The 15,318-nt window shown below is 54.8% G+C and carries 12 protein-coding genes and 1 riboswitch; of the genes, 6 read left to right on the top strand and 6 right to left on the bottom strand.

What is annotated here, in order from left to right; genetic code table 11:
* The first annotated feature begins 61 nt into the window (after nt 1-61).
* Nucleotides 62-1,528 (top strand): Na+/H+ antiporter NhaC family protein, encoded by a 1,467-nt coding sequence (locus tag RRY12_04210; GenBank protein MEG2183860.1) that lies wholly within the window; start codon nt 62-64, stop codon nt 1,526-1,528.
* A 79-nt stretch (nt 1,529-1,607) separates the two neighbouring features.
* On the opposite strand, the gene RRY12_04215 is transcribed toward RRY12_04210, so the two are convergent.
* The 4 genes from RRY12_04215 to RRY12_04230 form a co-directional block, all read right to left on the bottom strand.
* The gene (locus RRY12_04215; protein MEG2183861.1) at nt 1,608-2,495 is read right to left on the bottom strand and encodes a Fic family protein; all 888 of its coding nucleotides are present in this window, start codon (nt 2,493-2,495) and stop codon (nt 1,608-1,610) included.
* 198 nt (nt 2,496-2,693) lie between these two features.
* Nucleotides 2,694-3,191 carry a sigma-70 family RNA polymerase sigma factor gene (locus RRY12_04220; protein ID MEG2183862.1) on the bottom strand — a complete coding sequence of 166 codons (498 nt, stop codon included), beginning with the start codon at nt 3,189-3,191 and terminating at the stop codon, nt 2,694-2,696.
* Nucleotides 3,184-3,531, bottom strand: a complete 348-nt coding sequence (locus tag RRY12_04225) for a D-Ala-D-Ala carboxypeptidase family metallohydrolase (GenBank protein MEG2183863.1) — start codon at nt 3,529-3,531, stop codon at nt 3,184-3,186. The genes RRY12_04220 and RRY12_04225 overlap by 8 nt, the downstream gene beginning before the upstream one ends.
* Before the next feature lie 144 nt (nt 3,532-3,675).
* Nucleotides 3,676-3,837, bottom strand: coding sequence for a YvrJ family protein (locus RRY12_04230; protein ID MEG2183864.1), 162 nt, complete (start codon nt 3,835-3,837; stop codon nt 3,676-3,678).
* Nucleotides 3,838-4,086: 249 nt separating this feature from the next.
* Between RRY12_04230 and RRY12_04235 the strand changes: the two genes are divergently transcribed.
* Entirely contained in the window at nt 4,087-4,521 is a 435-nt protein-coding gene (locus RRY12_04235; GenBank protein MEG2183865.1) for an Rrf2 family transcriptional regulator, read from the top strand.
* Between the two features lie 14 nt (nt 4,522-4,535).
* On the opposite strand, the gene RRY12_04240 is transcribed toward RRY12_04235, so the two are convergent.
* Nucleotides 4,536-4,928: a ribonuclease HI family protein gene (locus RRY12_04240; protein MEG2183866.1), complete on the bottom strand. Its 393-nt coding sequence runs from the start codon at nt 4,926-4,928 to the stop codon at nt 4,536-4,538.
* 79 nt (nt 4,929-5,007) lie between these two features.
* On the opposite strand from RRY12_04240, the gene ybaK reads away from it, so the two are divergent.
* Both ybaK and RRY12_04250 read left to right on the top strand, forming a co-directional pair.
* Nucleotides 5,008-5,487, top strand: coding sequence for a Cys-tRNA(Pro) deacylase (gene ybaK / locus RRY12_04245; GenBank protein ID MEG2183867.1), 480 nt, complete (start codon nt 5,008-5,010; stop codon nt 5,485-5,487).
* Nucleotides 5,484-6,431 (top strand): EamA family transporter, encoded by a 948-nt coding sequence (locus tag RRY12_04250; protein MEG2183868.1) that lies wholly within the window; start codon nt 5,484-5,486, stop codon nt 6,429-6,431. The genes ybaK and RRY12_04250 overlap by 4 nt, the downstream gene beginning before the upstream one ends.
* 20 nt (nt 6,432-6,451) lie before the next feature.
* Here RRY12_04250 and aspT read toward each other — a convergent pair whose 3' ends face one another.
* Entirely contained in the window at nt 6,452-8,149 is a 1,698-nt protein-coding gene (gene aspT, locus RRY12_04255) for an aspartate-alanine antiporter (GenBank protein MEG2183869.1), read from the bottom strand.
* A 245-nt stretch (nt 8,150-8,394) separates the two neighbouring features.
* Nucleotides 8,395-8,478, top strand: a riboswitch (cyclic di-GMP riboswitch).
* Between the two features lie 118 nt (nt 8,479-8,596).
* Here aspT and RRY12_04260 point away from each other — a divergent pair.
* Nucleotides 8,597-12,739, top strand: a complete 4,143-nt coding sequence (locus tag RRY12_04260) for an Ig-like domain-containing protein (GenBank protein ID MEG2183870.1) — start codon at nt 8,597-8,599, stop codon at nt 12,737-12,739.
* 241 nt (nt 12,740-12,980) lie between these two features.
* Nucleotides 12,981-15,203 carry a diguanylate cyclase gene (locus RRY12_04265; protein MEG2183871.1) on the top strand — a complete coding sequence of 741 codons (2,223 nt, stop codon included), beginning with the start codon at nt 12,981-12,983 and terminating at the stop codon, nt 15,201-15,203.
* Nucleotides 15,204-15,318: the final 115 nt, after the last annotated feature.

A 15,318-nucleotide genomic window follows, 5' to 3' on the forward strand; every position in this document is an offset into this window, starting at 1 on the left:
AGTGGAGCGCTATGTGATGGTTGTTTTTTAGATCAAAATTCGAAAGGGGATTTGCAATACTATGAAAGACATCATCAAACTATCTCCAATCTGTGTCATTGCGGGCCTCATGCTCTCCGGCATGGACATTCTCATCGCGGCGCCGCTTTCCTTTATGTACGCTTCAATGGTTGCAATGGCCGTAGACCATTACAAATTTCAGGAACTTGTAGACGCGGCTCTTGAAAACCTCAAGCACTTCCTTATCGTTTTTCTTATACTCCAGCTTGCGTACGCCGTCGCCGAATGCTTCATGGCGACTGGAGTAGCAGCCTCCGTCATAAACATGTCGCTTGCGGCGGGCCTGGATGCGAAAACCATCGCCGTCGTCGCCTTCCTGCTCACCTGCGTGCTGTCAACGGCCACAGGCACCTCATGGGGTACCTTCGCCGCCTGCGCGCCCATCTTCCTCTGGCTCAACCATATAGTCGGCGGCAACATCCTGCTGACGATAGGCGCCATCGCCGGCGGTTCGTGCTTCGGCGACAACATAGGGCTGATCTCTGACACCACGATAGTCAGCTCCGGCATCCAGGAGGTAGAAGTCATAAAAAGAGTCCGCCATCAGGGCGTCTGGTCTCTGCTCTGCCTCTTAGCCGGCGCCGCCGTCTTCTATCTCGCCTCACTAAATATGTCCTCCGCAACGGCGCAGGCCTCCGACGCCATCTCGCAGATACCGGCCGACGTCTGGAAAAAGCTCGGCGAGGAACGCCCCTCCGCCGTCACATTGCTGAACCTAGTTAAGACCGGCGTTCCATACTACCTCGTCATTCCGCTCATCGTAGTCATCGGAACGGCCATCAAAGGCTACAGCACACTCATCTGCCTCGGCTCCGGCATAGTCTCCTCCCTCATCTTCGGAATGATAGCCGGCACCGTTACCAGCCTCAACGGCTTCTTTGACCTGCTCTACACCGGCTTCTCAGACGCCGGCAGCTGGTCGATAGCGATGATGCTCTGGGTCGGCGCGTTCGGCGGCGTCATGCGCAAAATGGACGCCTTCGCCCCAATCGCCGCCCTCGTCCTGAGAATGGTGCATAAAGTCCGCCACCTCATCTTCGCAAACGGACTGCTCTGCATGCTCGGAAACGCGGCCCTCTCCGACGAAATGGCGCAGATAGTGACAATAGGCCCGATAATCAAAAACATGACCGAAACCAGCGTCGTCGGCAGCAAAGAGGACATGTACACCCTGGCCCTCCGCAACGCCACTCTCTCAGATGCGATGGGCGTCCTTGGCTCACAGCTCATCCCGTGGCACTGCTACATGGGATTCTTCCTCGGCATCAGCGCCTCCGTCTACCCGTTGGCCACCGGCATCACCGCGGGCGACATCATCTCGCACAACTACTACTCAATGATAGCCGTAGCCTCGATGCTCATCCTCACCTACACCGGCTGGGACAGATACATCCCGCTCTTCAAACTCCCAACCGAACCGCAGGTCTACCTAAAGAACGAAGCCGCGCTATACGAGAAAAAGGCGTAGCGGGCGGGGAAACCTGTAAAATCTCAATTAAAAATATCAATGAGAGACGCTCTTTGCAAAATCTGCAAAGGGCGTCTTTTTATATCATCCTAAAATATTCCATATACTTTTTGAATTTATCCTGCGCCAAGAGGCAAGTGTCTGTCAGATAACCTTTTTCCTTCGGCCATTCGTTTAGTCCGCGATAATAGAACAGTTTTAGTTCGTCTTCTATGATAAAGGGAGTGATGCCGTGTTTGAGACATTCTTTGAACATTATGAGCCTTCCGACGCGGCCGTTTCCGTCCTGAAATGGGTGGATGCGCTCAAAAGCGACGTGAAAATCAAGAATATCCGTCAGAGTTACGCCTTCCTTCGCTTTCGCGGCACGCAGCAGCGCCGTCATTTCACCATGCACCGCCTCGGGCGCTGCGGTCTCTCTGCCTCCGACTTCGTTTGGCATCTTTTTGTAATCTCCAACGGCAAACCAGCCTTTGCGGCTGTCTGTCGTCCCGTTTTTTAGGATAAAGTGCAGCTCTTTGATGTATTTCTCGCTCAGGGTACATTTTGCGCGGTCAATTATCGAGTCGACGCAGCGAAAGTGATTTGACGTCTCTATGATGTCGTCGACATTTACGCTTTTTCCCGTGGCGCCAATAGAGGCCGTCTCAAAAATATATCTCGTCTGCTCGTGCGTCAGACTACTGCCCTCAATGTGGTTTGAGTTATAGCTAAATTCGATTTGCAGCTTGTGGTAGAGGCCGCCGGAAAGGCGCGCCGCCCGCTCCGCTTTCAGCGCATCAAGCAGGGAGGCGGGGCGTGATGCCTTTACGTTTTTTCTTTCCGGTTTAAGGGCCTCTTCCGGTACGTTCCATGTTTTGCCCGTGAGAAAGGCCCCTGGTATATTTCCATCCGCGCAGTATTTGCGCACGCTCCGTTCGGAGACGCCCCAGTTTTTTGCCGCCCGCGCAACTGACAGATATGTCATTTCCTTCACCTCACGCTTTGCGGAATTATAATAATATGCACTTTGTTACAATAAGCATATCACGCTACCGGCAAAAAACATAGGACAAAGTGATGTCTTTTTACGTTTATTTTGCCGCAGGCTAAAAAACAAAACGGCCAGCCGGCGCGCTTTTGTTTTGGCGGGGGCCGGCTGGCATGTGGGTGCGGGGTGCGGGCTTTACAGCCCTTCGAGTATTCCCTTTAGTTTTGCGCGTATCTTTTTTAGGCGCGCGCCTACCGCCTGCTGCGTTAGGCCGAGCGTTTCGGCTATCTCTTTTTGCGTGAAGCCCTCCATGAGCGCCTGCGTCATGTCCAGTTCGTCTGCCGTGAGCGCCGCGCGGAGCATTTCGCGCAGTTCGGCTTCGCTGTATCTTTTTTGGCTCTCGTCCTCACCTACCGTCTCTTCTATGTCTTCAAGCAGCACTTCGCAGGCGGCGTCGCTTCTTGTGCGCAGGCGCGCCGCCGCGTTGCGCACGTAGCCGGGCATGTTGTTTTTTAGAAAGGCGGCAAGCCACGTCATGTCGGGGCATTTTGGTATGAGGACGAGCAGCGCCATGTAGCCCTCCTGAACGAGATCGTCAAACTCCGCGCCTCGGCCGTAGTACCTGCGAGCGAGGGAGCGCACGAGAGGCGTGTATTCGGATACAAGCTGCTCCGTTGAGGCGGCGTTACTCATAGCCCACCTCCAGATGAACAAAGGACCTTGCGGGATAGGATATGGCGCGCGAAAAGCCGGCGCGGCGCGCCATGTCGCAAAGCTCGGGCTGCAATTCTTTTGGCACGGAAACGTCAGCGGCAAGGCCCTTCATGTGGCGGCTCGCCGAAGCGCCGCCTACCGTCCGGTTGTGCTCCGCGCAGCGGTAGCCGCTGGTTATCACCATGGGCCTCTCCAGCAGATCACGAAGGCTCTGCAGCGCCGCCACCAGGCGCGGATGCGTCATGACGCGGTGGCAGCACGGACACTGCAGTTCCATGAGGTTGAAATTTTTTGCAATTTGAAAATCGTTAAGGCGCATGACGATACATCTCCTTTTTATTTTTTTCGTGTTTGGGGGCCTCTTTGGTTGTGCGGCCGGCAGCGCGCGCCGCGTGAGTGTTTTTGTGGGAAATTTTTTGGGAGGCGAAGAGGGAAGCCCCTCCCCGCCGTCATCCAACGCGGGCTAGGCCGCAGTTTTGCCGTTTTCCGATTGTTCTATCACCGTTCCCAGATGAACGACGGCCTTCGTCAGCTCTTCAAGACGTTTGTCCATGCGAATGAGCAGGAAGGAGGCCACCGCTATGGAAAATCCGTTTTGGATCATGTTTCCGGTCAGTTCGTCCATTATTTTTTCCTCCTGTGAATCAAAAATAGGAACCGCGCGATTTTTACGGCGGCCGTAAGCAGGCCGCGAATGTTTATTTTACGGAGGTTCGATTTGGCTCACCTTCTTTTTGTATGATAACTATAATAGTGCTTATGTGCAACATGAAATACAAATAGATACTTAAAAAGAACCATTGACAAAGTATATGTATAATTTATACTTACATAACAGGCACTAATAATTGCCAAAGAAGGGTGTGAACGGGACGTGACTGGAGAATTTGCGATAGCTGTCCATGCGCTGGTCTATTTGGATCACAAAAAAAGTTATGTCTCAAGCGAAGAGCTTGCGAAGAATGTCTGCACGAACCCGGCGCGCATCCGAATGGTGATGGGACGGCTGAAGAAGGCCGGCATCATCACGACGCGCGAGGGCGTGACGGGCGGCTACGCCGTCTGCTGCGACGCGGCGGCGCTTTCCCTGCGCGCGGTGAGCGACGCGGTGCAGGCGCGTTTTGTAGGTTCCGCGTGGCGCTCGGGCGATATGGATATGAACTGTCTTGTTGCCTCTGGAATGGCTGACGTTATAGACGGACTCTACGCGCAGATGGACGAAAAATGCCGCGAACATCTGGCGCGCATGACCCTAAAGGATGTCTCTGATAAGATTTTTAGCTGCAAAGAGAGGCCCGCGCAGGCCTGAAAATTTAGCCGCCGCTATTTGCCGTCTATGGCCTCGTTGCTCAGTTCGTCGGCGCGCTTGTTTTTTTCGCGGGGCACCCAGCAATAGGAAACGTCGATGCCCTCTGCTGCGGCCCACGCCTCTTTTGCAAGTTCGCGCAGATGCGGGAAGTTTATCTTCCACTGCTTTGAGAGCTGGCATACGACGAGTTTGCTGTCTCCGAATACTTTGAGCTGCGTCGCGCCGTTTGCCTTCGCCGCTTTGAGCAGCAGTATGGCCGCGTTGTATTCCGCTTCGTTGTTTGTCTTTGTGCCGAGATAGGCGGCCGTCTCCCAGACTACGGCGCCCGCTTCGTCGATAAGAAGCGCGCCAGCCCCGGCCTCTCCCGGATTGCCGCGCGAAGCGCCGTCAAAATATCCAATCATCATTTAAAACACAGCCCCTTTTACTCGTTTTTGCGTTATACTTTTCCATTATATGCGTAACTGATGCGGAGGTAAATGCAAAATGGCTGCTGTAAAAAAAACGAACGCTGTGAGGATACTTGAAGGGCTGAAGATCCCTTTTGAACTTTTGGAATACGACGTAGATATGGACGAACTTTCGGCGGAGGACGCCGCGGAAAAAACGGGCGTCGCTATGGAGCGCACCTTCAAGACGCTCTGCTGCCGGGGCGACAAGACCGGCGTCATGCTCGTCTGCGTGCCCGCCGGACGCGAGCTAGACTTTAAGGCGCTGGCGACGGCTAGCGGAAACAAAAGCGCGGAGCTTGTGCATTTAAAAGAGGTGCAGGCGCTCACCGGCTACGTGCGCGGCGGATGCTCGCCGCTTGGCGCGAAGAAAAAATATCCGGTCATAGTGGACGCCTCGGCGCTTTCCTTTGATTTTATAACGGTGAACGCGGGCCACAGAGGGCTGCTCTTCAAGCTCGCGCCGCAGGACATCGTGCGCGCGGCAGAGGCCGCGACCGCAAGTGTGACGCGTTGAGCGGCCTGACGAACGAAAGCGGCGCGCGTCCCGCGCTGTGGAAGATAATCACCGCCTACCTCTTGGTATACGTCATCTGGGGCTCGACCTACCTTGCAATACGCTTTTCCGTCGAGACCATCCCGCCGCTGCTTTCCGGCGGCATACGGTTTCTCGCGGCGGGGATACTGCTCTTTGGCGCGTGCTTTGCGCGGACGAAAAAAATGCCGCCGCTCAAAAGCTGGAAAAATGCCTTCATCGCCTCGCTTCTGCCGTTTGTTATCACCTACGGTCTGCTTACCTCAGCAGAGACGAGGGTTCCATCCTCTATCACGGGACTTATCATTGCGCTGGAGCCGCTCTGGTTCTGCCTAGTCGGATGGCTCTTTTACGGAGGAAAAAAACCGACTCTCCGCCATTACATCGGGATAGCGCTTGGGTTCGCTGGTATTTGCGTGCTGATAGCGGGCGACCCTAACGTTGAATTTTCATTTGATTCGCACTATACGATGTGGATGCTCGTCATAGCTCTAGCCAGCCTCACCTGGGTCATAGGTGCCTTCGTCGCGGCCGAGTCAAGCTCCGACGAAGGAACGCTGACAGCCTCCGGGATGCAGATGCTCTGCGGAGGCGCCGTGATGATGGCGGCGCAGTTCGCGCTCTCGGCCTTCACCGGAGAATGGCCGGCCCTCGGCGCCTTTTCCACACGCTCGACCTTGGCGCTCATATACCTCATAACCTTCGGGTCGCTCGTCGGCTACACCTCGTTTCTATGGCTCATGCGTGTAGAGCCGGCAAACCGCGTAGCGACGCACGCCTTCGTAAACCCCATCGTGGCAGTGCTGCTTGGCTGGCTCATAGGCGGCGAGGCCATTTACATGAGCACCCTTTTGTCGATGCCGTTAATTACTCTCTCCATCATTCTCATGGTATGGGAGAAAGATACAAAGGAACAATCAGCGTAACGCGTTGAAGAAAACGCCCGCTACGCCAGCAGCAAAACTATAACCACGCCCCACGCCGCGAAAATCATATTGTTCACGGCATAAGGGATAGTATATCCAATGACCGGCGTCGCGCTGCCGCAGGCCTCCTGCAAAGCGCCCAGCGCCGCCGTGCACAGGCGCGCGCCGGTGCAGGCGCCAAGCAAAATCACCGGGTTCATCTTAAAGAACCACTTGCCGGCCATGATGCAGGTAAGAATAGGCACCGCCGTCACCACAAGGCCGCCCCACATTATCCCCCAGCCGTTCTGCTTCAGTCCGTCGACAAAATTCGGCCCGGCGTTCAGCCCGACCACAGCGATAAAGGCGCATAGCCCGAGACTCTGAAAGAGCCACGCGGCCGGCGCGGGAATGCGTCCAAAGACGGGATTGCCCGAGCGGTACCAGCTTATGAGAAGCCCCGCAAGCAGCGCGCCGCCGCCGGTCGTCAAGCTCACGGGGATGTGCCCTACGTTCACCGTAAGCGTGCCAAAGAGCGCGCCCGCAGCGATGCCGAAGGCGACGGTCACCATATCCGTCGCGTCGCTCGTGCGCTCCGCGTATCCAATGACCGACACAGCCTTCTCAACGGCCTTCATCGGGCCGGTAAGCGTCAGCACGTCGCCCTTGTCCACCACCGTGCTGTTGAAAACCGGAAGCTCCGCCATACCGCGCGTGATCTTGGCGACGACTACGCCGTGCATCTGCGGCGCGGTCAAAAGCTCCTCCACGCTCCTGCCGAACCATTCCCTCTTCGTCACAACAACGCCTACGCGCTCCATCACTATTGAAGAAAGGTCGCCGTCCACCACCTCCGGGCCGGGCAGCACAGCCGCGTCCGTAAAAATCGACCTCAGCCCGCGCACCGCGATGACGTCGCCGGCTTCAAGCTTCATATCCGGCGCGGGCGCAAGTTTTTTTCCGCCGCGCCTCAGCGCCATGATAAGAAAACTTTTGTCGCCGCCCTCGGCCCGCTCCGTCGCCTCGACGGTGCGTCCGATATAGCGCGGCGACTCCACCTTGAAACTGCGCGTCAGATAGGTCGTGTATTCAATAAAAGTATCCGGCGGCATCTTCGTCTCGCCAAGCTTCGATTCAAGCGCCGCAGCCTCCGCCTTCAAGTCCTTCACGCCAAGAAGCAGCGGGCCTGCGTAGGCTATGAGCCATATCGCGCCTATCGTGCCAAAAAGATACGAAATGGCGTAGGCCACCGGCACCGCGTTTACATACTCTCGTTCAAGCGCAGCCGAAAGCCCCAGCTTTGCCACAGTGTCCGACGCGACGCCTATCATAAGCGACTCAGTGGCGGAGCCCGCAAGCAGCCCCGCGCCGTAGCCAGGGTTCAGCCCCATCAGCTTCGCCATGACGAAAGCGGAGCCAAGGCAGAGCAGCGCCATCATCACCGCGAAGGTGATAAGAGGCAGAGCGCTTGACTTAAGGCTTTGAAAAAAGGCCGGCCCGCCGCCGTACCCAATAGTGAAGATAAATAGCAAAAAGAAAATATTCTTCACATTGGACGATATCTCAACATGCAAAAAAGAACCGACCACCACCGCCACTATCAAAGTCGACGCAACGGCGCCCAGGCTCACCTGCCTGTACTTTAGCCGCCCAAACCAGTAGCCCGCGCCTATGCAGAAAAAAAACGGAACCGCCGGATTTGCGCGGCAAACATCCGCAAACCATCTTACAAACTCCATTTGCCTCTCCCCTCTCAAAATCAGTCATATTTAGACCGAGTATAGAGAAAGCAAGCCCCTTTTCATGAGCACCGCGCGCGATATTCCCATAAGCAAAAGGCGCACGAAAGCTCTGGATAAACCTACAAAAAAACATTTTTATTTTTTGAAAGAGGCTTCACAAAATATCAGTCACGCTATAAAATAGGAATATTAAACAAAGGATTTATCACTATATTGGTCTGTAAATATTATTAAGTTGCATTACGGAAAAACGCTAAACCACACGAAAGTGCGGGACGGAAAGCCAAGGGTCTAAACTCGAAAGAGCACGACAGCCGGTTGCCCAGCACAACTGAATAATGTAATTACAGTTGTCTTACGGCACACGATTGTTCAAAGTCCAGTCCCGGTTTACCGCCAGCAGGCGATAGGCTGGGGCTTTGCATTGAAAGAGAGGGTGTTTTTATGTTTAAAACGGTAAGAAAACTTGAATGGGCTGCGATATTGGTGATTTTGACAATCGCGATGTGCGTCTTAGCTTGGGCAGGTACTGAAAACGGTGATATAAAATTAGCCGCGTATTATTCCAAATACGCAAAAGAGACAATGACCCCCTCCGATTTGACAGTCGATCTTTCTATAATCGTTAACGGAGAGAAAATCATCACAGCCCAAAATGGCGCAAATACCATAAACCTTACTGGAAAAATTGGAACAAATCTTGACACCTTAGCTAAGACTGGGTTTTATATCTACGGTACTTCCGGCGATCATAGCGGAGACAGCAGTCTCGCTGTCAATATGGACAATACGGCTCAGATTTTCTCTACGGGCCTCATACAATTCTATGCTGGTGGCAAAGCAAATACGATAACAGGCAATTCAACTTTGGATTTTTATTCATCTCCGAAGGCAACACTCTATATCGCAGGAGACCCGGCTTCTTCACAGAAATCGCTGATTCTTTCCGGAGGAACAGACGCAGGCACGGTCAAAGGCAACGCTAAGATAACGCTGAACGGAAGCCTTGGATATGATGAGACAATATCTCCGGACGAATATGGAGACAGAGTCCAGTATGTTAAAATCACGGCGGCCGGCAAAACCAATGCCGACAACGAGAGTGTCTCCGTAGAAGGCGACAGCACCGTTGTATATAACGCTGATTTTAGCGCAGGCAACTATGCTGGCAACGTCACAGGCTTATATGCTGGGCCTCTTCTTCACGGAACAAACTCGCGCGGGATAACAAAAGGCAAGGTCGAAATAATTATTGACGACCCGAAAGCCTACATAGGCCAAATATGGGTTGCCGGCGGAGATATAGGCGCAAGCTGCGACTTACAGATTGGCTCCACGTCGCTGCTATTCAAACAGGGAATTTTAGGCAATTCGATACACGGCGGTGCGGCAAGCTGGGGCAATGACAGCAGAACAGTGATAAGCGGCGACGTCAAGATAGAACTTAAAAAGGTATCCGCAAACCATAATCCCGACAGTCCTACCCGCATATTTGGCGGCGGCGTAGTCTATGGCGCACGAGCCTCGCATTTGATAAACGGCGGTGTGGACATCGCTGTAGAAGGTAATTCCGGCATAAATAGTTTATTCGCCGGAGGAGAAAGTAGGGCGAAGGGTGCCATCTCAAATATAGGCGGAAACACAACAATCACCATCATTGGAGATTCCGGCATCAACGCGTTTAACAAAGAAACTTATATTGGAGCAGGCGGAGTCATTATGTCACGCGATCTGACAGGGAGCTCCGCTATAGTCAAAGGAAACGCCGCTGTTACATTACAAAATATTTCAGCTTCAACATTTACTGGTACAATCTCCGGACAGGGCGCGGAATGGAACTCATCAAAACCTATAATCACCGCCTTAAATTATAAATCAGTACAAGGAAGATCATCGCTGATTTTGGACAACGTGACGGGAGATTTTGACGGGAAAATCATAAGCTTTGACAAACTGCTCCTCAGCGGCGATACATCGCTTTCCGTAGGCGCGGCTAGTTGTGACGTGAACCAATTCTCTTCAATAGAAGTCGCAGCGCCGCTTGCTTCAAGGGTGACGAAAGCGCTGACGCTCCGCGGCTATACCGGCGAGCCTCCTTCCGCACCCCCAATTGTGCCGGCAGGTTTTTACGCAGAATGGGAAAAAAACGGCACGAATCTAACACTTGAAGTTCACCCTGAAACTATAACCATAAGTAACAGCACTACTATAGAGTCGCTAAAGCTGCGTGCGACAGATAAGCTCATCGTCAAAGACGGCGCAAAGCTCGTCATAAGCGGCGACCTTGACGCGGGCGGCGCCGACATTGCGCTTGAAGGCTCCGGCAGCGTCGAAGTGAGCGGAAAAGCCGTCGGCGCGCCGAAACTTACAGTCACGGGCACAAATTCCATCAACGTCAAAGCAGGGGCGGGAAGCACTATGAGCTTCACGGGAGCTTCTGTCAACGGCAGAGCCGTCGAAAGAACGCTTTCCATCAACGCGGACGGCGGATATGCCGCGGCGCGCAGCCTCCGGCTCCTGCCGGATGCACTTACGCTCATATCAGGCGCCCAGACGCGCCTTAACGCCGTCATAGAGCCGGCAGACGAAGGCATCCCAGTCACATGGAGCGTAAGCGGCGCGGGCGTTGCCGAGGTGAGCGCCGACGCAGCAATAGCCCATCTGACGGCGGCGGCCGAAGGAACGGCCCTCGTCACAGCGGCCGCCGACGGATACACGGCCTCCTGCGTCGTCACAGTGCTGCCAGTCAAGGCGGACAGGATAAAACTCTCAACCACCGAACACGCGCTCGTAGCAGGAGAGAAATTCACGCTTCAAGCGGAAGTGCTGCCGGAAAAAGCCAAAGATAAAGAGGTCGTCTGGTCCAGCGGCAGCCCCGGCACGGCCACGGTAGACGCGCGGGGCGAAGTGACCGCCGTAGCCGCGGGGACGGCCGCAATAACCGCAGCGGCCCGTGACGGCGGCGCAAAAGCCCTCTGCATCGTCACGGTCGTACCGGCTGCGATCTCCGTCTCCTCCGTCACGGTGAACCCGAGCTACATAAAAATATACGTCGGAGAGACAAAGGACGCAAAGGCGGAGATATATCCCGCAAACGCGACTGACAGGATCATCGCATGGAGCGCCGACAGCAGCAGCGTATCCGTAGACCAAACGGGACGTATAACGGCGCTTGCCGCCGGACGCGCCACAGTGACGGCGGCCGCCGGAGGAAAAAGCGGCGCCGTGGAAGTGATAACGGAGACGCGCGCTGTCGCCGCAAGCGGCATAAGCATAAGCGCCGAAAGCCTGACGCTCTACACAGGCCAGAACGGCGCAGTCGCCGCCTCAGTGCTCCCTGCAAGCGCCGCGGACAAAAACATCTCATGGACGCTCGATAAAAACGATATAATCGCACAGGCAGGCGCATCAGATGGAACTTACAGCTTCACAGCGCTTAAGGCGGGCACGGTGACGCTGACGGCAAGCCATGGCGCGTACAGCAAGAGCTGTACCGTCACTGTAGCCGACAAGCCGCGGGAAACAATAAGGGCCGAAAAATTTGAGCTTTCCGCCATCTCCGTGAAACTGGGAACATCGTCCGTCACAAAACTCACCGCTAAACTGACGCCGCCCTCCGCAAACGGGACGATCATTTGGGAGACGACAAGCGGCGACATTGCAGCCGTGCAAAGCTCCTCTGCGGGGGAGGCTGTCATAAAAGCCGGTGCAAAGCCTGGCATAGCGAACATCACTGCCACCTTTAAGGGAATAGGCAAAGAGACGATAACAGCCGCCTGCGCCGTCACTGTGGAAGACCTCACCGCGCCGGTAAAGGCCTCAGTAACGACCGAAGAAAGCAAAACCCTCGCGGCAAACAACACCGTGACTGCAACGACTGTAATGACGACAAAACAAGGCGACATAAAAGATGAATTTGTAGAAACGGCCGAAAACGGGACTTACGTAGTAAAAGAGGCGTTAATAAAACAACTCTCCGAGGCAAACAGCGGCGCGGAGACGACGGCCGCCCCGGCTATCGCGGCCGTCATACCAGCAGCCGCAGCAGACGCGCCGAAGCTTGCGGTAATAAGCCTGCTCACGACAGGAGCGTCTCTGCCGAGAGCGGCAAATGTAGGCGGCCTTTCGATATTCAAACTCTGCACGGACGGAAGCTTTGTAAAATTTAAAAAAGCGGACAAAGTGACGGAGATGAAGAACGGCACATGGCTCATCAAAAAAGCATACGACACGCAGGCGCTTGCGGACGACGCCGTGATAGACGCGGCCCAGACCTATGAGATAAACATCGCCGTCGTCGATAACGACCCGATGTACGACCACGACCCGACGCCGGGACGCATAGTGGACCCGACCTTCTTCTCGTCCGTCCGCGAAACGCCAAAGCCCCCCACACCCGACCCCGACCCGACACCGGATCCAACGCCCGACCCGACACCGGATCCAACGCCCGACCCGACGCCCACGCCCGGCTCGTCTTCAGGCGGCTGCAACACAGGCGTTGGGCTGATAACCGTGGCCGCCGCCCTTATTGCCTCCGTCAAACAAAAGAAGCAAAAACCGTCGCGCCCTGTGACGAAAGAGTAGCACGAGGGGCCGCCCGCAACCGAACGCCGCGTTGGAAGACAAGAAATCTTCCGACGCGGTTTTTACGTGGTTTGCGGACTTTCAGCGATTTTTACATACCTAATTTAAAGATTTAAATTGAAATATCTAAACAAACGGCGTAAAATAGAAACCGCAATTTATCAGTTCCAACTTTTAACCGTATATAAGATGATGCACGCAGATTTTGACGTATTGATATATTATTGTAGGTGGATTGATCGTGTCTCGTACAAATTTCAGCCGTACCGCAGCGTACAACATTACAGCCGTGGTCTTTTGCATCTTACTGGCCGGCATCTTTGTATGGTATCAGCACTCCCTGAACGCCGCTCTGAAAGAGGCGGCCGCCTCGGATCTAAAGCTTTATGCTCAAAGTTCGTCAAACGAAATAAAATACAGACTGACGCGCATACAGGACAACCTCAGCATCATAGCCGACCTCGCCGCCAACTACAAAGACCTCCACTCAAAAGAACTCATGACGATCCTCGCGAAATATTCCGCGCAGATGCCCTTCGCCTATCTCACCGTGGCGCTGCCGAACGGAGATGCGCTCACAAGCACGGGAAAGCGCGTCGACGTCGAGGGCAGAAATTATTTCCACCTTGCAATGGCGGGGACGCCAAACATCGCGGGGCCGCTCAAATCGCGAATTTCCTTTAAAGACGTCATACTATTTGCCACGCCCATAAAAAGAAACGGCGCCGTCATAGGCGTGCTGTATGCCACCTTTACGCACAAAGGCTTCCAGCGCGCCTTCAACATCACAATGCAGGAAGAAAAAGGCTACTTATATATCGTGGACGAAAGAGGCCGCGTACTGCTCGCGCCCACCGGCAAAAAAGCGGGCACCTTCATCTCCGCGCGAAACATGCTCACCCTCGAAGTACTCGCGCAGGTACGCAAAGCCGACCCGGACGGCAAAAACATCGCGGAAGAATTTCTCCAAAACGACAGCGGCTACATGATGTACTCCTTTGCCGGCGAGCAGCGCATTCTCTACTATGCAAAGCTCGGCGTAAGCGACTGGCATCTTGTCACAGTGATGCCCGTTCCCGTGCTTTTTGACCGACTCAGCGCCTTCATCAACATCGCCTTCCACTTCGGGATGCTGATAATCCTGCTCTTTTGCGCAGGCGGCATAGCCATTTTTTACCTTCTGCGCGGCCAGATACGCGAAACAAACTCCGCGAAAGAACGGCTCAAAACCCTCACCTCAAACATCCCCGGCGGCGTCTCCTGCTGTCTGCCGACCGCGCCATACGAGATAACCGAGATAAGCGACGGCTATCTGGACCTGCTCCAGTGCCCGCGCGACAAATTCCCGGAGCTTTACAAAAACTGCTTCATCGAGACGGTGCACCCAGACGACCGCGACGCCGTGATGCGCGAAATAGCGGAACAGGCGGCGAGCGGCGACACGATGTCGCTTGAATACCGCGTCGTCACCGCAGGCGGAGGCACTAAATGGGTCATCGACAAGGGACGTCCCGGCACGGACACCCTCGGGCGCGACTGTTTCTACTGCGTAGTGCTCGACAACACTCAGGCCAAAATATACGCTGATTCTTTGGCGCTTTCAGAGGAACGTTACAGAGTAGTGACGGAGACGGCCGACGAATGTCTTTTCGATTGGAACGTATCGACCGACGACGTATATTTTTCACAGTCCTACGAAAAACGTTTCGGCCAGAGCCGGATATACAGGCTCATCCACAGCGACGACATGCAGATATACACCGACTTTGTAAACACGCTGCTTTCTGGCGCGCCCGGGATGCACTCGGCGCAGCTTCGCCTGAAAGACAAAAACGGCCTCTATATATGGAACAGCGCCCAGGCCGCAGCCATAACAGACGCAAGCGGCGTCGTGCGGCGAATAGTCGGCATCCTAAAAGACATCAACGCGCAGGTGCAGGAGCATGAGAAACTGCTGATGCGCGCCCAGTGCGACGGCCTCACCAACCTCTACGACAAAGGCGCGACAAACTCGCTCATCGCGGAGTTCCTTGACGGCACGCCGCGTGACGCAAAACACGCCGTCTTCATCTGCGACGTCGACAATTTTAAAATAGCAAACGACACCTATGGACATTTCTTCGGCGACACCGTGCTGGTAGACATAGCAAAGAGCCTGCGCGCCATCTTCCGCAGCTCCGACATAGTCGGCCGCATAGGCGGCGACGAATTTATGATACTGATGAAAAACATTCCCGACGACAAGCTCATTGCGCTAAAGGGCCTCGAAATACTCGACGCCTTCCGCCAGAAATACGACGGCTTCACCACCTCAGGCTCCGTAGGCGTCGCCGTCTTTGCAGAAGACGGCACAACGCTTGAAGAGCTTTACAGAAACGCGGACGCCGCGCTCTACAAAGCAAAAAGCGCCGGCAAGAACCGCTTCGTCCGCTTCTGCGCGGAGCCGCAGGAGCAGAGCGAATAACAGACCGGCGCAGCGCGCCCACTGGCGTAGTTCGTCCCCCCGCGTGCTGCTTGCGGGGGGACGGTTTTTTCTTTTATCGGTCGGGTGGCGCGATTGTTCGTGTAGCGCCGTCGTT

The organism is Cloacibacillus sp., from assembly GCA_036655895.1.
Classification (GTDB): Bacteria; Synergistota; Synergistia; order Synergistales; family Synergistaceae; genus JAVVPF01.

Coding starts and splice junctions, on each gene's coding strand:
- RRY12_04210 (MEG2183860.1), top strand. CDS start 62: ATGAAAGACATCATCAAACTATCTCCAATCTGTGTCATTGCGGGCCTC.
- RRY12_04215 (MEG2183861.1), bottom strand. CDS start 2,495: ATGACATATCTGTCAGTTGCGCGGGCGGCAAAAAACTGGGGCGTCTCC.
- RRY12_04220 (MEG2183862.1), bottom strand. CDS start 3,191: ATGAGTAACGCCGCCTCAACGGAGCAGCTTGTATCCGAATACACGCCT.
- RRY12_04225 (MEG2183863.1), bottom strand. CDS start 3,531: ATGCGCCTTAACGATTTTCAAATTGCAAAAAATTTCAACCTCATGGAA.
- RRY12_04230 (MEG2183864.1), bottom strand. CDS start 3,837: ATGGACGAACTGACCGGAAACATGATCCAAAACGGATTTTCCATAGCG.
- RRY12_04240 (MEG2183866.1), bottom strand. CDS start 4,928: ATGATGATTGGATATTTTGACGGCGCTTCGCGCGGCAATCCGGGAGAG.
- ybaK (MEG2183867.1), top strand. CDS start 5,008: ATGGCTGCTGTAAAAAAAACGAACGCTGTGAGGATACTTGAAGGGCTG.
- aspT (MEG2183869.1), bottom strand. CDS start 8,149: ATGGAGTTTGTAAGATGGTTTGCGGATGTTTGCCGCGCAAATCCGGCG.
- RRY12_04260 (MEG2183870.1), top strand. CDS start 8,597: ATGTTTAAAACGGTAAGAAAACTTGAATGGGCTGCGATATTGGTGATT.